The sequence below is a fragment of the Pseudactinotalea sp. HY158 genome (assembly GCF_009660225.1).
GTDB lineage: Bacteria > Actinomycetota > Actinomycetes > Actinomycetales > Beutenbergiaceae > HY158.
This window is the reverse complement of record NZ_CP045920.1, coordinates 3,122,598-3,141,699: the sequence shown is the minus strand read 5'-3', so window position 1 is coordinate 3,141,699 and position 19,102 is coordinate 3,122,598. Positions and strand designations below refer to the sequence as shown.

Sequence of the window (19,102 nt, the reverse complement as noted above, 5' to 3'; positions counted from 1 at the left end):
GCATCGAGCGCCTAGACTGGCTCATGGTTCCAGCCGTCGATTGAAATGAGCCCCGTGCCCAGCACCTCTCAGCTCCGCGTCGCCGTTGTCGGTGCAGGCCCCGCGGGCATCTACGCCGCGGACATCCTCTCGAAGGCCGATGTCGACGCGTCGATCGACCTGTTCGAGCGACTTCCGGCGCCGTACGGCCTGGTGCGCTACGGCGTCGCCCCGGACCACCCCCGCATCAAGGGGATCATCCTCGCCCTGTACAAGGTGCTCCAGCGCGGGGACATCCGCCTGCTCGGCAACGTCGACTACGGCACCGACCTGACGGCGGCGGATCTGCGCGAGCACTACGACGCCGTGATCTTCTCCACCGGCGCGATCCGCGACGCGGACCTGAACATCCCCGGAGTGGACCTGCCCGGCTCCTACGGCGCGGCCGACTTCGTCTCCTGGTACGACGGACACCCCGACGTATCGCGCACGTGGCCGCTCGAGGCCACCGAGGTCGCGGTCCTCGGGGCGGGGAACGTCGCCCTGGACGTGGCCCGGATCCTCGCCAAGCACCCCGAGGACCTCATGGTCACGGAGATCCCGGAGAACGTCGAGGAGGGCCTGCGCGCCAATCCGGTCACCGACGTGCACCTCTTCGGGCGGCGCGGGCCCGCCCAGGCGAAGTTCACGCCGCTCGAGCTGCGCGAGCTGGGGCAGGTTCCCGACGTCGACGTGGTCGTCTACCCCGAGGACTTCGACTTCGACGAGGGGTCGGAGCAGGCGATCCGCGCCTCGAACCAGACCAAGCAGGTGGTCAAGACCCTGACCGACTGGACCCTGCGCGACCCGGCGGAGATGACCGCCTCCCGGCGCGTACACCTGCACTTCCTGCACAGCCCGGCCGAGGTGCTGGGCACGGACAGGGTGACCGGGCTGCGCACCGAGCGCACCGAACTCGCGGGCGACGGCTCCGTCCGCGGCACCGGCCGGTTCGAGGACTTCGAGGTGCAGGCCGTCTACCGGGCGGTCGGCTACTTCGGGTCGCCGCTGCCCGGTGTGCCCTACGACGCCGTCGCCGGGGTCATCCCGAACGACGGCGGCCGCATCATCGGTGACGACGGCCGCGCCGTGCCCGGCATGTACGCCACGGGCTGGATCAAGCGGGGGCCGATCGGCCTCATCGGTTCCACCAAGTCCGACGCCGCCGAGACGATCCGGAACCTCCTCGAGGAGTTCGCCGACGGCCGGCGCACCGCGAGCGAACGTGATCCCGACGCCATTCTCCGCAAGCTCGAGGCCGACGGAGTGCCCTTCACCACCTGGCACGGCTGGGAGTTGCTCGACACCTACGAGCGGGCTCTCGGAGAGCAGGCCGGCCGGGACCGCGTCAAGGTCGTCAGCCGCGAGGAGATGACGCAGATCTCCCGCGCGGATCGCGAGCACGCCGAGCAGCCCAGCGGCAGCTGACGCACGTCCGCCGGCCGAGTGGCGTTCACGCCTGCCGGGGGCGGCGGACCGCGACCACGACCGCCAGCCCGGCGCCCGCCGTCAGGGCCACGGCCGCGACGAAGGGGCTGAGCGCGGGGGAGGAGGTGGCCCCGAGCACGAGGCCGCCGGCCCACGAGCCGCTCGAGATGCCGAGGTTGAACGCGACGACCATGGCCGCCGAGACGAACGCGCGGTGCGCCGGTGGGGTCGCGTGCAGCGCGAGGGCCTGCACGGTCGGTCCGATCGTGCCGAACATGAGCCCCCACAGCGCCAGGCCGGCGGCCAGGAGCCCGAGGCGGGGCCCCGCCGTGCCCACGAGCACCATCGCCGCCGCGAACAGGGCGAAGAGCACGATCGGGCCGCGGCTCGGCCACCGATTCGTCACCGGGCCCGAGAGCACGAGGCCGGCGATGCTCGCCACGCCGATGATCCCGAGCAGCAGGCCCTGCCGGGCGTCGTCGACGCCGGAGACCTGGGTCAGGAACCGGGTGATGTAGGTGTAGACCACGAAGTGACCGAAGACGAACAGGAGGGCCGCCGCGCTGAGCAGGAGCGGGGTGGCGAGCCGGCCCGCGGCCCGGCGGCCCGGCGCGGGCCGCGCCGCCCGCACGTCCGCGGCCGCGGGTGGGTCGGCCGGGTCGGGCGGGAGGGCCCGCAGGATGACGGCGGCGATCCCGAGTGCCGCGATGCTCACGGCGGCGCAGATCCAGCGCCAGCTCACCACCTCGACCGCCGCGGCCGCCGCCGGGATGGCGAGGGCGGCCGCCAGCTGGGATCCACCCGTGACGATCGCGATGCCCGCGGCCAGGTGGGCCGGACGCAGCAGGGAACTGGCGTACACGACGACCATCGCCCAGAACACTCCGTGGAACGTCGCCCCCACGAGACGCGAGGCGAACGCCGCGGCGTAGCCCGGGGCGAGGGCGGTGGCCAGGTTCCCCACGGCCATTCCCGTGAGCGCAATGCCCACGACGGCCCGGCGGTCGGCCCGGGCGAGGAGGCGCACGAGCGGGATCGAGGTGAGGATGACCGTGAGGCCCCACACGGCGACGAGGGTGCCGATCGCCGTCTCGGGCACGCCGAGGTCGGCGGCCATGGCGGGCATGACGCCCGCCGGGAGGGTCTCTGCGCTCACTGTGAGCATGACCGCGAGGCACAGCGGCGCGAGGCGCGCCCACGGGAACCGCCCGGGAGTGGTCGGCATGGGCCCACCGTAGACCGCCGGTCGCTCCATTCCTCCTACGGGCCCATCCGGGTGGATGCGGCGCCCGAGGACCGCAGGCTCGTGATCACGCTCGAGGCGACGGTGGCGCGGGCGGGGGCCCCGACGCCGATGAGAGTGGCCGAGGCGGCGCCGACCCAGTCCCCGTAGCCGAGGAAGTACATCCCGGGCCGGTCTCGGGATCGGGTGGGCGGGTCGCCGGTGGTGGCCGGGACGGACCCATTGCGCCCATCGCGCGTGAGGCCCAGGGGCCGCAGGTGGCCCAGATCGGGGCGGAAGCCGGTGCACCAGAGCACCGTGTCGATCGCCAGGGAGCGGCCGTCGTCCCAGCGGATTCCCGTGGCGGTGAAGCCGGAGAACATCGGTCTCGCCTCCAGCCGCCCGGCGTCGCGGGCCTGCCGGACCGCCGGAACGGCGACGATGTCGCCGAGGGAGCCGACCCTGCCGATCCTGCCGTGCTCGTCGTGCCCACGGGACTGGACGTGGTCGGTGGCGAGGGCGAACAGGGCCCGGCCGTCGACGTCGTCGGGCAGGTAGCGCGGGGGCCGGCGGGTCACCCAGGTCACCGATGCGGCGGCCGGGAGCAGATCGGCGGCGATCTGTGCGCCGGAGTTGCCCCCGCCGATCACCGCGACCCGCGCCCCGGCGAAGACCGCTCGGCACCGGTAGCCGGTCGTGTGCACCTGGGCGCCGGCGAAGGTGTCCGCGCCGGGAAGCCTCGGGATGAAGGGGCGCCGCCAGGAGCCGGTGGCGTTGACGACCACCCGGCTCACCCAGGTGCCCCGATCGGTGTGGGTGAGGTAGCCGCCGCCCGGGTGGCCTTCGACGGCATGGACGGTGACGGGCCGGTGCACGGGCAGCCCATACCGGTCCTCGTAGGCGCCCAGGTACGACACCACGTGCCCGGCCGACGGATTGCCCGGCCCGTCCCAGGCGGGCATGCGGTATCCGGGCAGGGAGCTGTAGGCGGCCGGGGAGAACAGCTCCAGGGTGTCCCAGTAGTGCTGCCAGGCTCCGCCGGGGCGGGCGTTGGCGTCGAGGATCGCGTAGCTGGGGGCCGGTCCGCCGCGGCCGCGGGCGGCGTCCCGCGCCCGGCGATGCAGGTGGAAGCCGGCGGCCAAACCGGCCTGGCCGCCGCCGATGACCAGGACGTCGACGACACGGGCCGGCTCCACCTTCGGCGTCGGTCGCGGGATCATCCCGCCACCGTACATTGACGTCGATCGATACGTCTCGATAGTGTCCACGTCCACGACGGCATCGGCGGCGACATCGGCCGATGCGGCCGGTGGGCTTCCGAGCGTCACCACCGTCGCGCCCGACCCCTCACCCGAGACAGGAGACCCGAGCGATGCCCACGCCGCAGGCCCCCACCCCGCAGCCCGCCGTGCTGTTCGTCTGCGTCAAGAACGGCGGCAAGTCCCAGATGGCCGCCGCGCTGATGGAACACCACGCGGCCGGGAGCGTCGAGGTCCACTCCGCCGGCACGCTCCCCGGGGCGACGATCAACGCCCTGTCCGCCGAGGTGATCGCCGAGGTCGGCGCGGACATGTCCGGCGGGCGCCCCAAGCCCATCGACCCGGCACTCCTGCGTCGCGTGGACCGGGTCGTGATCCTCGGCGACGAGGCCGAGGTCGAGCCGGTGGCGGGCATGGCCGGGGCCATCGAGACCTGGCACACCGACGAGCCCTCCGCCCGAGGCATCGAGGGCATCGAGCGGATGCGCCTCGTGCGCGACGACATCGACGCCCGCGTGACGGCCCTGCTCGCCGAGTTCGCCCGCACGGAGCATCGCCGGCCCCGAGGCCGGCGCTGACCCGCGATCAGCGGTAGTTGACGAACTGCAGCGCGGCGTCGATGTCCGCGTCCTTGAGCAACTCCTGGACCCCCTGCAGGTGATCGCGCGACTTCGAGCTCACGCGCACCTCGTCGCCGGTGATCTGGGTCTTGACGCCCTTGGGGCCCTCGTCGCGGATGAGCTTTGTGATCTTCTTCGCATTCTCGCTGCTCAGCCCCTCCTTGAGGGCGCCGGCGAGGCGGTACTCCCTGCCCGACGGCACCGGCTCGTTCTCGCCGGTGTCGATCGCCTTGAGCGAGACGCCCCGGCGGATGAGCTTGGACTGGAAGACGTCGAGGATCGCGAGCACGCGATCGGGCGCGTTCGCAACCATGAGCACGGTCTCGCCCTCCCACGAGATGCTCGCCCCCACCCCGCGGAAGTCGTAGCGCTGGGAGACCTCCTTGGCGGTCTGGTTGAGCGCGTTGTCGACCTCCTGTCGGTCCACTTTGCTGACGATGTCGAACGAGGAGTCCGCTGCCATGGTGTGTCCTTCCTGCAGGTGCCGGGTACATCACAGTGCCCGGTTGGTCACGCGGGCCCAGAACTTGCTATTGTTCCATCCGGCCCACCGGTCCACCACCGGACGGGTCGCCAGCACGACCAGCAGCGCGAGCAGGACCGTGCTGCCCAGGCGGGTTACCCAAGTGGCCAAAGGGAGCTGACTGTAAATCAGCCGCGGAATGCTTCGGGGGTTCGAATCCCTCACCCGCCACCAAGCCGTGACCACGTCACGGTGAGGGAACACCGGTCCACGATTCGCGGAACGCCCGCGGAGCATGTACTCTCGTTCCCGCTGCCCCGATAGCTCAGTCGGTAGAGCGTCTCCATGGTAAGGAGAAGGTCTAGGGTTCGATTCCCTATCGGGGCTCTGGTTCTCGGTCCGTCGCCCCTCTCGGGGGGACGCCGGGAGCACGCGGCGGGGTAGCTCAGACGGTAAGAGCGCACGACTCATAATCGTGAGGTCGCGGGTTCGATCCCCGCCCCCGCTACCGTGAAGACGTAGCATCTAGTAGCGCCCGCCGCGCAACCCGACGTGAGGAACACCAGTGGCCAGCAAGTCAGCGGACATCCGCCCGAAGATCACCCTCGCTTGCGACGTGTGCAAGAGCCGCAACTACATCACCAAGAAGAACCGCCGGAACAACCCCGACCGGCTGGAGCTTGCGAAGTTCTGCGCGCGCTGCAACGCCAAGACCAACCACCGCGAGACCCGCTGAGCGCAGCGATGGTCAACGCCGACTACGTAGGGCGGGAGTTCCACGGAACCCCGCCCTACGTCGTGTCCGCGGCCAAGATCTCCGAGTTCGCCGACGCCGTGGCCGCCGACTCGCCGATCCACCGCGACGCGGCCGCCGCCCGGGCGCGCGGCTACGCCGACGTCGTGGCCCCGCCGACCTTCGCCGTCGTCATCGCCCAGCGCGCCGAGGCCGAGTACATCGAGGATCCGGGCGCCGCGATCGACTTCAGCCGGGTCGTGCACGCGAACGAGACCTTCACGCCGGCCCGCCCGCTCGTGGCCGGCGACGAGATCTCCACGGTCACCCGGGTGGTCTCGATCGCCACGCGCGCCTCGATCACGATGGTGACGACGCGGGTCGACCTGACCGACGCCGCCGGGGTGGCGGTCGGCAGCGTCGAGTCCACGCTCGCCGTCCGCGGGGAGGACGCGTGAGGACGACGCTCGCCGCCGATGCGCAGATCGGTACCGTTCTGTTCGAGGTCACCCGGGTGATCGACCGGGCCCGGCTCGTCCGTTATGCCGGCGCCTCCGGGGACTTCAACCCCATCCACTACAGCGACCGGGTGGCCACCGAGGTGGGCCTGGGCGGCGTCATCGCCCACGGCATGCTCACCATGGGGCTGGCGGGCGCGGCGCTGACCGACTGGCTCGGCGACCCGGCGGACCTGCTGAGCTACGGCGTGCGCTTCACTCGCCCCGTGCCCGTGCCCGATCCGGGCGAGGTCGCCCTGACGATCGTCGCGCGCATCGGCGCGATCGAGGCCGACGATTCGGCGGATTCAGCCGACTCGGCCGACTCAGGACCCGTGCCGACCGCCCGGATCGACCTGGCGGTCACCCTGGCCGGGAAGGCCGTGCTCGGCAAGGCGCAGGCGCGCGTCCGCCTGACCTGATCGCCGCCCACAACACGCGGCCGACCCGGCTCAGGAGGTCGAGCCCGGCCGGAGCTCGACGCCGAGCACACGACCGCGGGCAGGTCGCCCGTGGGCCAGCTCGATCGCGGCCTCGGCGATGACCTTGCCGCGGTCGCGGCGCGGCTGATCGATCGTCGTGAGCCGGTCCTCCCCGATCCAGGGCAGGTCCACTCCGTCGAATCCCGCCACGGCGACGTCGTCGGGGACCGCGAGTTCCCGCTCGCGCACCGCCAGGAGCATCCCGGCCGCGATGAGATCCGACTGGCCCACGAGCGCGGTGGGGTGGTGCGCGAGCAGCGCATGCCCGGCGGTGATGCCCTCGTCGACGAGCGAACCGCGGCACTCCCAGATCGCCACCGGTTCGATCCCGCCGCTGCGCAGCCCGGCGAGCCGGTGCGCGGTCACCTGGTAGACGGGATCGTCGGCGGGATCGACCTCGCCGCGTCGAAGTCCGGGTGAGTACGGCAGCGTGGCGAGCGCCACGCGGGTGTGCCCGCGGGCGCGCAGGTGTTCGGCGATGAGGCGCATGCCCCGTTCGTCCTCGACCGTGATGCTCGTGGCCCCGCGGGGGCGCCCGTTGAGTGCGATCATCGCCACGCCGCGGCCGCGCAGCGTGCGCACGGCCCGATCCCGGGGGGCGAGCGCGTAGAACAGGATGGCCGCGTCGATGGCGGCGTTCTGCAGGAGGGGATGGGGACGGCCCGCCGGGTCCTCGCGGGGGATGAGCAGCACCCCGTAGCCCGCCTCGCCCAGGGATTCCGTGATGCCGTCGAGCGTCTGCAGCGAGACCGGGTCGCGGAAGGAGTAGCGCAGGTCGTTGTCGATGACGATCCCCACGACCCCGCTGCGCCCTCGCCGCAGCGAGGCCGCCATGGGATTGGGCCCGGTGTAGCCGAGGTCGGCGGCCGCCCCGAGCACGCGCTCGCGCGTCGCGGCGGCGATCGGACCGGCGCCGGAGAAGGCGAGCGAGGCGGTCGAGAGCGACACCCCGGCGGCGCGTGCCACCTCCGTGAGCGTGACCGACGCCACCATGACCTACCTCCTGGAATGGGAAACTCCGCCACCCTAACGTACGCTGTTCGAATCGTTTCGAGCTTCGACCCGAGGACTGTCTTTGGCTTCGACCCAATCCGAGCGCGCCACCGCGCGCTGGGCGGCTGCGGCCGTCATGGCGGTGTTCTTCGCGAACGGGTTCGCGTTCGCGAACTGGGCCTCGCGCATCCCGACGGTCAAGTACACCCTCGACCTGGAGCCGCACGAGGTCGGCCTCATCCTGCTCGTCGGCTCGCTGGGGTCCCTGCTCGCCATGCCCCTCGCCGGCCGCGTGATCGAACGCCTCGGATCGGCCACGGCGGCAGTCGTCTCCGGAGTCGTCGCGGTCGCGGGGATGGGCGCGGCGGTGGCCGCGGTTCCGGCGGGACTCCCGCTCGGGGTCGCCGGCGGACTCCTCGTGGCGATGGCCGGCATCGGCGCGCTCGACGTGAGCATGAACTTCGCGGGCACCCATGTCGAACGCGCCATCGGCCGCGCGATCATGCCCTGGTTCCACGGCTTCTTCTCGCTCGGAACGGTCGCCGGCGCGGGCATGGGCACCCTGCTCTCGCGTGCCGGGGTGGCGATCACCGTGCACATCTGGCTGGCGCTGGCCGTCATGCTCGTCGTCGTGCTCGTCGGCGTCCGCGGCTTCCCGCGCGTCCCTCGCCGCGATCCGCTCCCTGCGGCCACTGTGGCCACTACGGCCCCTGCGACTCCTGCGACCCGTGCGACCCCCGGTCGCGGGTACCTGCGCGCCTGGCTCGAGGGGCGCACCTGGCTCATCGGGCTCGTGGTGCTCGCCGCGGCCCTGACCGAGGGCGCCGCCAACGACTGGCTCGCCCTGGGGATCTCCGAGGGCTTCGACGTGCCGGAGCACGAGGGCGCCTTCGGGCTCACCGTGTTCATGACCGCGATGACCGTCATGCGCTTCGCCGGCACGTGGCTGCTCGACCGCTTCGGGAGGGTGGCCGTCCTGCGCACCTGCGCCGGCCTCGCGATCGCCGGGCTGGCCGTCTTCGGCTTCGCACCGAGCCTGCCGTTCGCGCTCGTGGGCGCCGTACTGTGGGGCCTCGGCGCGGCGCTCGGATTCCCGGTCGGCATGAGCGCGGCCTCGGACGATCCCCTCCACGCCGCGGCCCGGCTCTCGGTGGTCTCCACCATCGGCTACAGCGCCTTCCTCGTCGGACCCACGCTGCTCGGGCTGCTCGCTACGCACGTGGGCTACCGGCACGCCCTCCTCGCGATCCTCGTGCCGCTCGTCATCGGCCTCCTCGTGACCGGGGCGATGGCGGCGCCCGAGCCCGCGCGGGATTCGGCCGACACCGCGACCGGCGCTACTGTGGCCGAGTGAGTACCCGCCTGGCCGATCTGACCACCCTGCGCGTCGGCGGTCCGGTGGCCACGCTCGTCGACGTCGAGAGCGAGGCCGAGTTCATCGACGCCGTGCGGGCGGCCGACGCCGGATCGAGCAGATCCGCCGAACCCGTGGGCACGGCGGCCGGCGCCGGTCTCCTCGTCCTCGGCGGCGGATCGAACGTCCTCGCCGGCGACGGCCCTTTCGCGGGCACGGTCGTGCGGGATCGCCGCACGGCCATCGACGTCGAATCGGCCGACGCCTGCGGGGGAGCGGTCGTGCGCGTGAGCGCCGGCACGCCGTGGGAGCACGTGGTCGACGCTGCGATCGCCGAGGGCTGGATGGGCATCGAATGCCTCACCGGGATCCCGGGCAGCACCGGCGCGACCCCCGTGCAGAACGTCGGCGCCTACGGCCAGGAGATCGCCGAGGTCGTCTCGACGGTCCGCTGCTGGGACCGCGCCGAGCAGCGGGTGCGCACCTTCGCCGCCGGTGAGCTCGGCTTCGGCTACCGCAGCTCCCTGCTCAAGTCCTCCCTCGGCGGGCGCTGGGGCGTGACCCCGCGCTACGTCGTGCTCGAGGTGAGCTTCCAGTTCCGGCTCGCGACCCTCTCGGCGCCGATCCGCTACGCCGAACTGGCCGCGGCACTCGACGAGCCCCTCGGCGGCCGGACGGATGCCGCCCGGGTGCGCTCCGCCGTCCGTGCGCTGCGCGCGGGCAAGGGCATGGTGCTCGACGACGGCGACCACGACACGTGGAGCGCCGGCTCGTTCTTCACGAATCCGATCGTCGCCCGCGGGCTCGTTCCCGCCGGCGCCCCGGCCTTCGACGTGCGGGGCACGGACCTGGTCAAGACCTCCGCCGCGTGGCTCATCGCGCGGGCCGGGCTCGAGCGGGGCTTCGGCCTCGGCGGGCGCGCCGCCCTGTCCGGCAAGCACGTGCTCGCGCTGACCAACCGCGGTGGCGCCAGCGCCGCCGAACTGCTCGATCTCGCCCGGGCCGTGCGGGCCCGGGTCGCGGGCGCCTTCGGCATCACGCTCGTGCCCGAACCGGTGCTCGTCGGCGTCAGCCTCGACTGAGGCCGGGCCCGGCGCCCGGAAGGTCCGCCAGCCACGCGTCCACGCCGGCGAGCAGGCGGGCCTTCGTCGTCTCCTCGGCCCGACTCGCCCGGATCGAGCCGGCCGCGAGCCGGGCGAGGCCGGTGTCGTCGACCCCGTGCACCTCGCGCGCGATCCGGTACTGATCCACGAGTCGGGACCCGAACAGGAGCGGGTCGTCGGCCCCGAGCGCGATCTGTGCCCCCGCCGCCATGAGGCGGGTCAGCGGCACCGACTCGGCCTGCCCGTAGACCCCCAGCGAGACGTTGGAGCCGGGGCACAGCTCGAGGCTCACGCCGGCCTCGACCAGCCGCGCGAGCAGCGCCGGATCCTCGACGCTGCGCACCCCGTGACCGATGCGGTCGGGGTGCAGCGCGTCCACGACCTCCCGCACGTGGGCCGGGCCGAGGAGTTCGCCGCCGTGCGGCACGAGCGCGAGGCCGGCGCGCTGAGCGATCTCGAACGCCGGCCCGAACGCGCCCGTATCGCCTCGGCGTTCGTCGTTGCTCAGCCCGAAGCCGATGACCCGGCCGGCGTGCCGGGCGGCGAGCCGGGCGAGGGTGCGGGCCTCGAGGGGATGGCGGATCCGCGAGGCGGCGACGATGATCGCCACCTCGACGCCGGTGTCGGCGCTCGCCGAGCGCGCCTCGTCGAGGATGATCTCGAGCGCGGGGGTGATTCCGCCCACGAATTTCGCGTACGAGGTGGGGTCCACCTGCAGTTCGAGCCGCCGGGATCCCTCGGCGGCGTCGTCCTGCGCGGCCTCGCGCACGATCCTCCTCATGACGGCCTCGGAGTCGACCACCGCCCGGGCCGCGTCGTAGAGGTGCTGGAACCGGAACCAGCCGCGCTGGGTGGCGGGCAGGCGCAGGGAATCGGGAATCGTGGCCGCGCTCCGGAGCGACGGCGGAAGTCGCCTTCCCTGCTCCTCGGCGAGCTCGACGAGCGTGGCCGGGCGCATCGAGCCGGTGAAGTGCAGGTGCAGGTGCGCCTTGGGCAGGAGAGCGAGATCACGCTGACTGACGACGTCCATCCGGATACCCTAGAGGCCGCGGGGCAGACCCTGGTTCGACCTCGGGCCGGATGTCCCGTACACTGATGGACGGTAGCTGCGACTGCCACGAATGCCGGTGCCCCTCGGGTCCGGAAGACGTGGCGGGCGAGGTCACCGCGTAGGGCAGTGGCGCAATTGGTAGCGCACCGGTCTCCAAAACCGGCGGTTGTGGGTTCGAGTCCCTCCTGCCCTGCCAGCGGGCCGGCGTCGATCATCATCCGATCGTCGACTTCGGCCCGGTTCGGTTCAGGTACCCGGTGAGGAAGGTCATGAGTATGTCCGTGAATGCGTCAGACGGCGGCGCCGACGGCATCTCACGTGCCAAGACGCCCTCGTCCAAGGCACGCAAGCCCGCGTCCAAGCCGAACCTCTTCGCGCGGATCCTCACCTTCTTCAAGCAGGTCGTCACCGAGCTGAAGAAGGTCGTCACCCCGAGTCGGAACGAGTGGGGCACGTACATCATCGTCGTGCTCGTGTTCGTCATCGCGGTCATGGCGTACGTCGGAGTGCTGGACTTCCTGTTCGGCAAGCTCATGTTCTGGGCATTCGCGCGCTGATCCCGACCGCCACCCACGTTCGAGTCGCCCGAGGAATCCTCAGGAGAGAGAGTAGGTCCCCCGTGTCTGAGCAGCCTTCCGACGCCGAGACGGTCGAGAACGCCGACAACACGGTGGCTCCGGCCGACGAGCCGGACGCTGTCGCCACGCCCGAGGTCGCAGGCACCCGCGTGGCCGTGGAGGAGGACCCGCTCGCCGAGTTCAAGCGCGAGCTGCGTTTCCTGCCCGGCGACTGGTACGTCATCCACTCCTACGCCGGCTACGAGAACCGGGTCAAGGCGAACCTCGAGTCGCGCACCACCTCCCTGAACATGGAGGACTACATCTTCCAGGTGGAAGTCCCCATGGAGGAGGTCGTCGAGATCAAGAACTCGGTGCGCAAGCTCGTGAAGAAGGTGCGCATCCCCTCCTACGTGCTCGTGCGGATGGACATGACCGACGAGTCCTGGGGGGCCGTGCGCCACACCCCGGGCGTCACCGGCTTCGTGGGCAACACGCACTCTCCGGTGCCGCTCACGCTCAACGAGGTCATGTCGATGCTCGCCCCGGCCCTCGAGGCGAAGACCGCTCCGGTCGCTGCCGGCGGCGGGGCCGCGGCGACGCCGGTGCACGTCGAGTTCGAGATCGGCGAATCCGTCACCGTGACCGACGGCCCGTTCGACACGCTCCCCGCCACGGTCTCCGAGATCTCGCCCGAGAACCAGAAGGTGACCGTGCTGGTCTCGATCTTCGGCCGGGAGACCCCGGTCGAACTGTCGTTCAACCAGATCGCCAAGATCTGAGCTGAACCCAAGCTCAAACACGATTCAAAAGGACCCCCATGCCTCCCAAGAAGAAGGTCGCCGGGCTGATCAAGCTCCAGATCCAGGCCGGCGCCGCCAACCCCGCCCCGCCGATCGGGCCCGCGCTCGGTCAGCACGGCGTCAACATCATGGAGTTCTGCAAGGCCTACAACGCGGCCACCGAGTCGCAGCGCGGCAACGTGATCCCCGTGGAGATCACGGTCTACGAAGACCGGTCCTTCACGTTCATCACGAAGACCCCGCCGGCCGCAGAGCTCATCAAGAAGGCCGCCGGTGTCGGCAAGGGCTCGGCCACCCCGCACACCGTCAAGGTCGCCTCCATCAGCGGTGACCAGGTGCGCGAGATCGCCCAGACCAAGATGGCCGACCTCAACGCCCGCGACATCGACGCGGCCGCCAAGATCGTCGCCGGCACCGCCCGCTCCATGGGCGTCACCGTCAACGACTGATCGGGCCGACACACACTCTTTCCAGTGGCAGGGCCGCGCGGGCCCGCACCACGACTGCTCGCACATCATTAGGAGAACAGCAGATGACCACGCGTTCCAAGGGGTACCGCAACGCGGCCCAGCTCATCGACCGCAGCCACCAGCACAACCCGCTGGAGGCCATGCGGCTGGCGAAGAAGTCCGCCACCACCAAGTTCGACAGCACCGTCGAGGTCGCCTTCCGGCTCGGGGTCGACCCCCGCAAGGCCGACCAGATGGTCCGCGGCACCGTGAACCTGCCGCACGGCACCGGCAAGACCGCCAGGGTCCTGGTCTTCGCCACCGGTGAGCGTGCCGAGCAGGCCATCGCGGCCGGCGCCGACGAGGTCGGTGGCGACGAGCTCATCGAGAAGGTCGCCGGCGGATATACGGACTTCGACGTCGCCGTGGCGACCCCGGACCTCATGGGCAAGGTGGGCCGGCTCGGCCGCGTCCTGGGCCCCCGCGGTCTCATGCCGAACCCGAAGACCGGGACCGTCACGATGGACGTGACCAAGGCCGTGAACGACATCAAGGGCGGCCGGATCGAGTTCCGCGTCGACAAGCACGCCAACCTCCACTTCATCGTCGGCAAGTCCTCCTTCAGCGACGTGCAGCTGGTCGAGAACTACGCCGCCGCCCTCGAGGAGATCCTGCGGCTCAAGCCGTCGTCGGCGAAGGGCCGCTACATCAGCAAGGCCGTCGTCTCCACGACGATGGGCCCGGGCATCCCGCTCGACCCGGCCGCCACGAGCGACCTGACGGGCGAGGCGGGCGCCTGAGGGACCCACACGCGAACCGCGGCGAGCGCCTCACCCTCGGGTGGGGCGCTCGCCGCCGTTGCGGCACGTCCGTCCTCGATTCGGGACGGCGGAACTCGCCCACGTGAGCCAGACCACCCGGGGCGAGTTGGCGTCGTCCGTACGCGACCGCTACGATGAAGGCTGCCAAAGACCGCCGGTTACCGATCTGCACGCACGATCGGTCCAAGTCCGTCACGACGGAGCCTGCGCAGGTGCCAGGAGTTCCGCCCCGTCCCCACGGGAACCATGCGAGCCCCGTGCCCTGCGCACGGGGCTTTTCTCGTGCCGGGGCCGATGGTCCTGAATCGTAAAGGAGGGGCCCATGGCACGGCCTGATAAGGCAGCCGCGGTCGCGGAGCTGACGGAGCGTTTCCGGAGCTCGAACGCCGCAGTGCTGACCGAGTACCGAGGGCTCACGGTGGCCCAGCTCAAGCGGCTGCGCACCGCCCTCGGTGATTCCACGCAGTACGCCGTGGTGAAGAACAAGCTCAGCGCCATCGCCGCCCGGGAGGCCGGGCTCGACGCGCTCGAGGGGAAGTTCGTCGGCCCCTCGGCCGTCGCCTTCGTCGAGGGCGATGTGGTCGAGGCCGCGAAGGGTCTGCGCGACTTCGCCAAGGACAACCCGCAGCTCGTCATCAAGGGCGGGGTGCTCGACGGCAACGCACTCTCGGCGGAGCAGGTCACCCAGCTCGCGGACCTCGAGTCCCGCGAGGTGCTCCTGGCCAAGGCCGCCGGGGCGATGAAGGCCAAGCTGCACCAGGCGGCTCAGCTGTTCAACGCGCCGGCCTCCAAGGCCGTTCGCACCATCGAAGCCCTGCGCGAGAAGCAGGCGACCACCGACGCCGCCGCCTGAGCGCGCGTCTTTCACCCACACGCTTCTTGCGCAAGCAGGACACAACGGAAGGAAGCCACCATGGCTAAGCTCAGCACCGACGAGCTCATCGACGCATTCAAGGACCTGACCCTCATCGAGCTCTCCGAGTTCGTCAAGGCGTTCGAGGACACCTTCGACGTCACCGCCGCCGCCCCGGCCGCCGTGGCCGTGGCCGCCGGCCCGGCCGGTGGCGACGCCGCCGCCGAGGAGGAGCAGACCGAGTTCGACGTCGTCCTCGACTCGATCGGCGACAAGAAGATCCAGGTCATCAAGGAGGTGCGCGCCCTCACGTCCCTCGGCCTCAAGGAGGCCAAGGACCTCGTGGACGCCGCACCGAAGGCCGTCCTGGAGGCCGTGGCCAAGGACGTGGCCGAGAAGGCCAAGGAGGCCCTCGAGGCCGCCGGAGCCGGCGTCACGATCAAGTGACCCGATCGCGCTGACGGCGCGATCTCGAGAGCCCGGCCGCGGTGGGGGACCGCCGCGGCCGGGCTCTCGGCATTCTCACGCGCGCTCGGCGGAGTCGGCCCGGTTCGGGCCCGGTCGGCCGCGGTTCGTGTCGTCGGTCACAGCGGGCCTCCCGCGGTGGACTCGCCACGTGGCAGCGGCTATGCTGTCGCTTTGCGCGTGCTCTGACCTCGGCATGTTTCCCAGCGCACCTCAGGTGGTGGATCCACTCCCAGCATACGCCCGGGCGACCGGCGGGCAGGAGTGGTGAACCGTCGGGTGCGCCGGGCCGCACCTCGACCACGAACACGCGCGTGTGCACACACACTCCGTAGGGAAGGAACCCCTCTTGGCTGCCTCGCGCACCCCTACTGCTCCTCACGCTGACGCAATTGCAAACCGGACGGCATCCCGCCGTGTCTCGTTCCAGAAGATCATCGAGCCGATGCAGGCGCCCGACCTGCTCGGGCTCCAGACGGAGAGCTTCGACTGGCTCCTCGGGAACGAAGCATGGCAGGCGCGGGTCGCCGCCGCCGGAGAAGACGAGGTCCCCTCGGTCTCCGGGCTGGAAGAGATCTTTGAGGAGATCTCTCCGATCGAGGACTTCGGTCAGACGATGTCCCTGTCCTTCCGCGACCACCGCTTCGAGCCGCCGAAGTACTCCTCCCAGGAGTCCAAGGACAAGGACTTCACCTACTCGGCCCCGCTGTTCGTCACGGCCGAGTTCGTCAACTACACGACCGGCGAGATCAAGTCGCAGACCGTGTTCATGGGGGACTTCCCGCTCATGAGCGAGCGCGGCACGTTCATCATCAACGGCACCGAGCGGGTCGTCGTCTCCCAGCTCGTGCGGTCCCCGGGCGTCTACTTCGAGCGGACCCCCGACAAGACCTCCGACAAGGACGTCTTCACCGCCAAGATCATCCCGTCCCGGGGTGCGTGGCTCGAGTTCGAGATCGACAAGCGGGACGCCGTCGGCGTGCGCGTCGACCGCAAGCGCAAGCAGCCCGTGACCGTCCTGCTCAAGGCCCTCGGGCTGACCGAGTCGGAGATCCGGGAGGAGTTCGCCGAGTACCCCACGGTGCTCGAGACCCTGGAGAAGGACGTCGTCCACACCCAGGACGAGGCCCTGCTCGACCTCTACCGCAAGATCCGTCCCGGCGAGCCGCCGACGGTCGAGGCCGGCAGCGCGCTGCTCGAGAACTTCTACTTCAACCCCAAGCGCTACGACCTCGCGAAGGTCGGTCGCTACAAGGTGAACAAGAAGCTCGGCGTCGACGCCCCGCTCGACGACTCGGTGCTGTCGAACTCCGACATCGTCGCGACCATCAAGTACATCGCGGCGCTCCACCAGGACTCCTCGACCATGGCCGGCAGCCGGCACGGCGAGCCGGTCGAGGTCGTCGTCGAGACCGACGACATCGACCACTTCGGCAACCGCCGGATCCGCGCCGTGGGTGAGCTCATCCAGAACCAGGTGCGCACCGGGCTGTCGCGGATGGAGCGCGTGGTCCGCGAACGCATGACCACCCAGGACGTCGAGGCGATCACGCCGCAGACCCTCATCAACATCCGCCCGGTCGTCGCCTCGATCCGCGAGTTCTTCGGCACCTCGCAGCTCTCGCAGTTCATGGATCAGAACAACCCGCTCGCGGGCCTGACCCACAAGCGCCGCCTCAACGCGCTCGGCCCCGGTGGTCTGAGCCGTGACCGGGCCGGCATGGAGGTGCGTGACGTGCACCCCTCGCACTACGGCCGCATGTGCCCGATCGAGACCCCGGAGGGCCCGAACATCGGCCTCATCGGCTCGCTCGCGACCTACGGACGCATCAACCCGTTCGGCTTCGTCGAGACCCCGTACCGCAAGGTGCGCTCCGGCCTGGTGACCGACGACGTCGAGTACCTGACCGCCGACGACGAGGACCGCTACGTCATCGCCCAGGCGAACGCCGTGCTGACCGACGACGGCCGCTTCGCCGAGGAGACCGTGCTCGTGCGGACCCGCGGCGGGGAGGCGATCGACGTGCCCGCCGAGGACGTGGACTACATGGACGTCTCCGCCCGGCAGATGGTCTCGGTCGCCACGGCCATGATCCCCTTCCTCGAGCACGACGACGCGAACCGTGCCCTCATGGGCGCCAACATGCAGCGCCAGGCCGTCCCGCTGGTGCGCAGCGAGTCGCCGCTCGTGGGCACCGGCATGGAGCGCCGGGCCGCCGTGGACGCCGGTGACGTCATCGTCGCCGCGAAGCCGGGGGTCGTGACCGAGGTATCGGCCGACGCCATCGTGGTCACCCAGGACGACGGCAGCCAGTTCAACTACCGCGTGGCGAAGTTCCGCCGCTCGAACCAGGGGACCTCCTACAACCAGCGCGTGCTGGTCGACGAGGGCCAGCGGGTCGAGGTCGGCTCCGTGCTGGCCGACGGTCCCGCCACCGACGAGGGCGAACTCGCGCTCGGACGGAACCTGCTCGTGGCGTTCATGGCCTGGGAAGGGCACAACTACGAGGATGCGATCATCCTCTCCCAGCGGCTCGTGCAGGACGACGTGCTCTCCTCGATCCACATCGAGGAGTACGAGGTCGACGCCCGCGACACGAAGCTGGGCCCGGAGGAGATCACGCGGGACATCCCGAACGTCTCCGACGAGGTGCTGGCGGACCTGGACGAGCGCGGCATCATCCGCATCGGTGCCGAGGTCGGGGCCGGCGACGTGCTCGTCGGCAAGGTCACGCCCAAGGGCGAGACCGAGCTGACGCCGGAGGAGCGCCTCCTGCGCGCCATCTTCGGCGAGAAGGCCCGTGAGGTGCGCGACACCTCGCTCAAGGTGCCGCACGGCGAGTCCGGGACCATCATCGCGGTCCGGGAGTTCAACCGGGAGGACGGCGACGAGCTGCCCCCGGGCGTCAACCAGCTCGTGCGCGTGTACGTCGCGCAGCGCCGGAAGATCACGGACGGCGACAAGCTCGCCGGCCGCCACGGCAACAAGGGTGTCATCTCGAAGATCCTGCCCATCGAGGACATGCCGTTCCTCGAGGACGGCACCCCCGTGGACATCATCCTCAACCCGCTCGGCGTGCCGGGCCGCATGAACGTCGGCCAGGTGCTCGAGACCCACCTCGGGTGGGTCGCCAAGCAGGGCTGGGACGCCGGGATCGAGCAGGCCAAGAACGGAGAGCTGCCGGCCTGGGCCGAGAACCTCGCGCCCGAGGCCCTCAAGGCCGCGCCCGACAGCACGGTCGCCACGCCGGTCTTCGACGGGCTGCGCGAGTACGAGCTGCGCGGCCTGCTCGACTGCACGCTGCCCGGCCGCGACGGCGAGCGGCTCATCGACTCCAGCGGGAAGGCGATGCTCTTCGACGGTCGCTCCGGGGAGCCGTTCCCGAAGCCGGTCTCGGTGGGCTACATGTACATCCTCAAGCTGCACCACCTCGTGGACGACAAGATCCACGCCCGTTCCACGGGTCCGTACTCGATGATCACCCAGCAGCCCCTCGGGGGGAAGGCGCAGTTCGGTGGCCAGCGGTTCGGCGAGATGGAGGTGTGGGCGCTCGAGGCCTACGGCGCCGCGTACGCGCTGCAGGAGCTCCTGACGATCAAGTCGGACGACGTTCCCGGCCGCGTCAAGGTGTACGAGGCGATCGTCAAGGGGGAGAACATCCCCGAGCCCGGCATCCCCGAGTCCTTCAAGGTGCTCATCAAGGAGATGCAGTCGCTCTGCCTCAACGTCGAAGTGCTGTCCGCGGACGGCACCGAGATCGAGATGCGCGACACCGACGAGGAGGTCTACCGAGCTGCGGAGGAACTCGGTATCGACCTGTCCCGTCGCCCCGACGCGAGCAGCGTCGAAGAGATCTGAGTGGCGGTCCGCGGCCCGGTCCGGCCGGGCCGCGGACGCCCTCGGTTCACAATCAACTCCATACGACTATCG

The 19,102-nt window shown here is 70.9% G+C and carries 20 protein-coding genes and 4 tRNA genes; 18 read left to right on the top strand and 6 right to left on the bottom strand.

Going from position 1 to position 19,102, the window contains the following annotated elements:
• Positions 1-45: 45 nt before the first annotated feature.
• Positions 46-1,446, top strand: a complete 1,401-nt coding sequence (locus GCE65_RS13860; RefSeq protein WP_153878788.1) for an FAD-dependent oxidoreductase — start codon at positions 46-48, stop codon at positions 1,444-1,446.
• A 25-nt stretch (positions 1,447-1,471) separates the two neighbouring features.
• Here the strand turns inward: GCE65_RS13860 and GCE65_RS13855 are convergent, their stop codons facing one another.
• Both GCE65_RS13855 and GCE65_RS13850 read right to left on the bottom strand, forming a co-directional pair.
• Positions 1,472-2,671 (bottom strand): MFS transporter, encoded by a 1,200-nt coding sequence (locus GCE65_RS13855; RefSeq protein ID WP_194928718.1) that lies wholly within the window; start codon positions 2,669-2,671, stop codon positions 1,472-1,474.
• A gap of 35 nt (positions 2,672-2,706) precedes the next feature.
• On the bottom strand, positions 2,707-3,888 hold the full coding sequence (locus tag GCE65_RS13850; RefSeq protein WP_153878786.1) for an ArsO family NAD(P)H-dependent flavin-containing monooxygenase: 1,182 nt from the start codon (positions 3,886-3,888) through the stop codon (positions 2,707-2,709).
• 152 nt (positions 3,889-4,040) lie between these two features.
• On the opposite strand from GCE65_RS13850, the gene GCE65_RS13845 reads away from it, so the two are divergent.
• Positions 4,041-4,505 carry a low molecular weight phosphatase family protein gene (locus GCE65_RS13845; protein ID WP_153878785.1) on the top strand — a complete coding sequence of 155 codons (465 nt, stop codon included), beginning with the start codon at positions 4,041-4,043 and terminating at the stop codon, positions 4,503-4,505.
• A 7-nt stretch (positions 4,506-4,512) separates the two neighbouring features.
• Here the strand turns inward: GCE65_RS13845 and GCE65_RS13840 are convergent, their stop codons facing one another.
• Both GCE65_RS13840 and GCE65_RS13835 read right to left on the bottom strand, forming a co-directional pair.
• Complete coding sequence (locus tag GCE65_RS13840) at positions 4,513-5,010, bottom strand: YajQ family cyclic di-GMP-binding protein (RefSeq protein WP_152910166.1); 498 nt, start codon at positions 5,008-5,010, stop codon at positions 4,513-4,515.
• 30 nt (positions 5,011-5,040) lie between these two features.
• Complete coding sequence (locus GCE65_RS13835; RefSeq protein ID WP_153878784.1) at positions 5,041-5,181, bottom strand: hypothetical protein; 141 nt, start codon at positions 5,179-5,181, stop codon at positions 5,041-5,043.
• Here GCE65_RS13835 and GCE65_RS13830 point away from each other — a divergent pair.
• The 6 genes from GCE65_RS13830 (at position 5,160) to GCE65_RS13805 (ending at position 6,662) form a co-directional block, all read left to right on the top strand.
• A tRNA-Tyr gene (locus GCE65_RS13830) sits at positions 5,160-5,244 on the top strand. The two genes, GCE65_RS13835 and GCE65_RS13830, sit on opposite strands and share 22 nt — an antisense overlap.
• A gap of 80 nt (positions 5,245-5,324) precedes the next feature.
• Positions 5,325-5,397: transfer RNA gene (locus GCE65_RS13825), tRNA-Thr, on the top strand.
• 47 nt (positions 5,398-5,444) lie between these two features.
• Positions 5,445-5,518, top strand: a tRNA-Met gene (locus GCE65_RS13820).
• Between the two features lie 57 nt (positions 5,519-5,575).
• Positions 5,576-5,746, top strand: coding sequence for a 50S ribosomal protein L33 (gene rpmG / locus GCE65_RS13815; protein ID WP_153878783.1), 171 nt, complete (start codon positions 5,576-5,578; stop codon positions 5,744-5,746).
• Positions 5,747-5,754: 8 nt separating this feature from the next.
• Positions 5,755-6,201, top strand: a complete 447-nt coding sequence (locus tag GCE65_RS13810; RefSeq protein WP_152910165.1) for a MaoC family dehydratase N-terminal domain-containing protein — start codon at positions 5,755-5,757, stop codon at positions 6,199-6,201.
• Positions 6,198-6,662, top strand: a complete 465-nt coding sequence (locus tag GCE65_RS13805; protein ID WP_153878782.1) for a MaoC/PaaZ C-terminal domain-containing protein — start codon at positions 6,198-6,200, stop codon at positions 6,660-6,662. The genes GCE65_RS13810 and GCE65_RS13805 overlap by 4 nt, the downstream gene beginning before the upstream one ends.
• A 30-nt stretch (positions 6,663-6,692) precedes the next feature.
• Here GCE65_RS13805 and GCE65_RS13800 read toward each other — a convergent pair whose 3' ends face one another.
• Positions 6,693-7,715 carry a LacI family DNA-binding transcriptional regulator gene (locus GCE65_RS13800; RefSeq protein ID WP_152910164.1) on the bottom strand — a complete coding sequence of 341 codons (1,023 nt, stop codon included), beginning with the start codon at positions 7,713-7,715 and terminating at the stop codon, positions 6,693-6,695.
• Positions 7,716-7,797: 82 nt separating this feature from the next.
• Here GCE65_RS13800 and GCE65_RS13795 point away from each other — a divergent pair, with 82 nt between their 5' ends.
• Together GCE65_RS13795 and GCE65_RS13790 are read left to right on the top strand one after the other, a co-directional pair.
• Positions 7,798-9,069 (top strand): MFS transporter, encoded by a 1,272-nt coding sequence (locus tag GCE65_RS13795; protein WP_228759962.1) that lies wholly within the window; start codon positions 7,798-7,800, stop codon positions 9,067-9,069.
• Entirely contained in the window at positions 9,066-10,151 is a 1,086-nt protein-coding gene (locus GCE65_RS13790; RefSeq protein WP_153878781.1) for a UDP-N-acetylmuramate dehydrogenase, read from the top strand. Before GCE65_RS13795 ends, GCE65_RS13790 begins: the two co-directional genes overlap by 4 nt.
• Here the strand turns inward: GCE65_RS13790 and GCE65_RS13785 are convergent.
• Positions 10,138-11,202 carry an adenosine deaminase gene (locus GCE65_RS13785; RefSeq protein WP_153878780.1) on the bottom strand — a complete coding sequence of 355 codons (1,065 nt, stop codon included), beginning with the start codon at positions 11,200-11,202 and terminating at the stop codon, positions 10,138-10,140. The genes GCE65_RS13790 and GCE65_RS13785 overlap by 14 nt on opposite strands.
• Before the next feature lie 141 nt (positions 11,203-11,343).
• On the opposite strand from GCE65_RS13785, the gene GCE65_RS13780 reads away from it, so the two are divergent.
• From GCE65_RS13780 to rpoB, 8 genes are all read left to right on the top strand, one after another.
• A tRNA-Trp gene (locus GCE65_RS13780) sits at positions 11,344-11,419 on the top strand.
• 73 nt (positions 11,420-11,492) lie between these two features.
• Entirely contained in the window at positions 11,493-11,780 is a 288-nt protein-coding gene (gene secE / locus GCE65_RS13775; protein WP_152910162.1) for a preprotein translocase subunit SecE, read from the top strand.
• Between the two features lie 62 nt (positions 11,781-11,842).
• The gene (nusG, locus tag GCE65_RS13770) at positions 11,843-12,562 is read left to right on the top strand and encodes a transcription termination/antitermination protein NusG (RefSeq protein WP_153878779.1); all 720 of its coding nucleotides are present in this window, start codon (positions 11,843-11,845) and stop codon (positions 12,560-12,562) included.
• A 38-nt stretch (positions 12,563-12,600) separates the two neighbouring features.
• The gene (gene rplK / locus GCE65_RS13765; protein ID WP_152910161.1) at positions 12,601-13,032 is read left to right on the top strand and encodes a 50S ribosomal protein L11; all 432 of its coding nucleotides are present in this window, start codon (positions 12,601-12,603) and stop codon (positions 13,030-13,032) included.
• Positions 13,033-13,115: 83 nt separating this feature from the next.
• The gene (gene rplA, locus GCE65_RS13760) at positions 13,116-13,832 is read left to right on the top strand and encodes a 50S ribosomal protein L1 (RefSeq protein WP_152910160.1); all 717 of its coding nucleotides are present in this window, start codon (positions 13,116-13,118) and stop codon (positions 13,830-13,832) included.
• Positions 13,833-14,175: 343 nt separating this feature from the next.
• Positions 14,176-14,706, top strand: coding sequence for a 50S ribosomal protein L10 (gene rplJ / locus GCE65_RS13755; protein WP_152910159.1), 531 nt, complete (start codon positions 14,176-14,178; stop codon positions 14,704-14,706).
• Between the two features lie 60 nt (positions 14,707-14,766).
• Positions 14,767-15,153 carry a 50S ribosomal protein L7/L12 gene (gene rplL / locus GCE65_RS13750; protein WP_152910158.1) on the top strand — a complete coding sequence of 129 codons (387 nt, stop codon included), beginning with the start codon at positions 14,767-14,769 and terminating at the stop codon, positions 15,151-15,153.
• A gap of 367 nt (positions 15,154-15,520) precedes the next feature.
• Positions 15,521-19,030 carry a DNA-directed RNA polymerase subunit beta gene (gene rpoB / locus GCE65_RS13745; protein WP_152910157.1) on the top strand — a complete coding sequence of 1,170 codons (3,510 nt, stop codon included), beginning with the start codon at positions 15,521-15,523 and terminating at the stop codon, positions 19,028-19,030.
• Positions 19,031-19,102 lie beyond the last annotated feature (72 nt).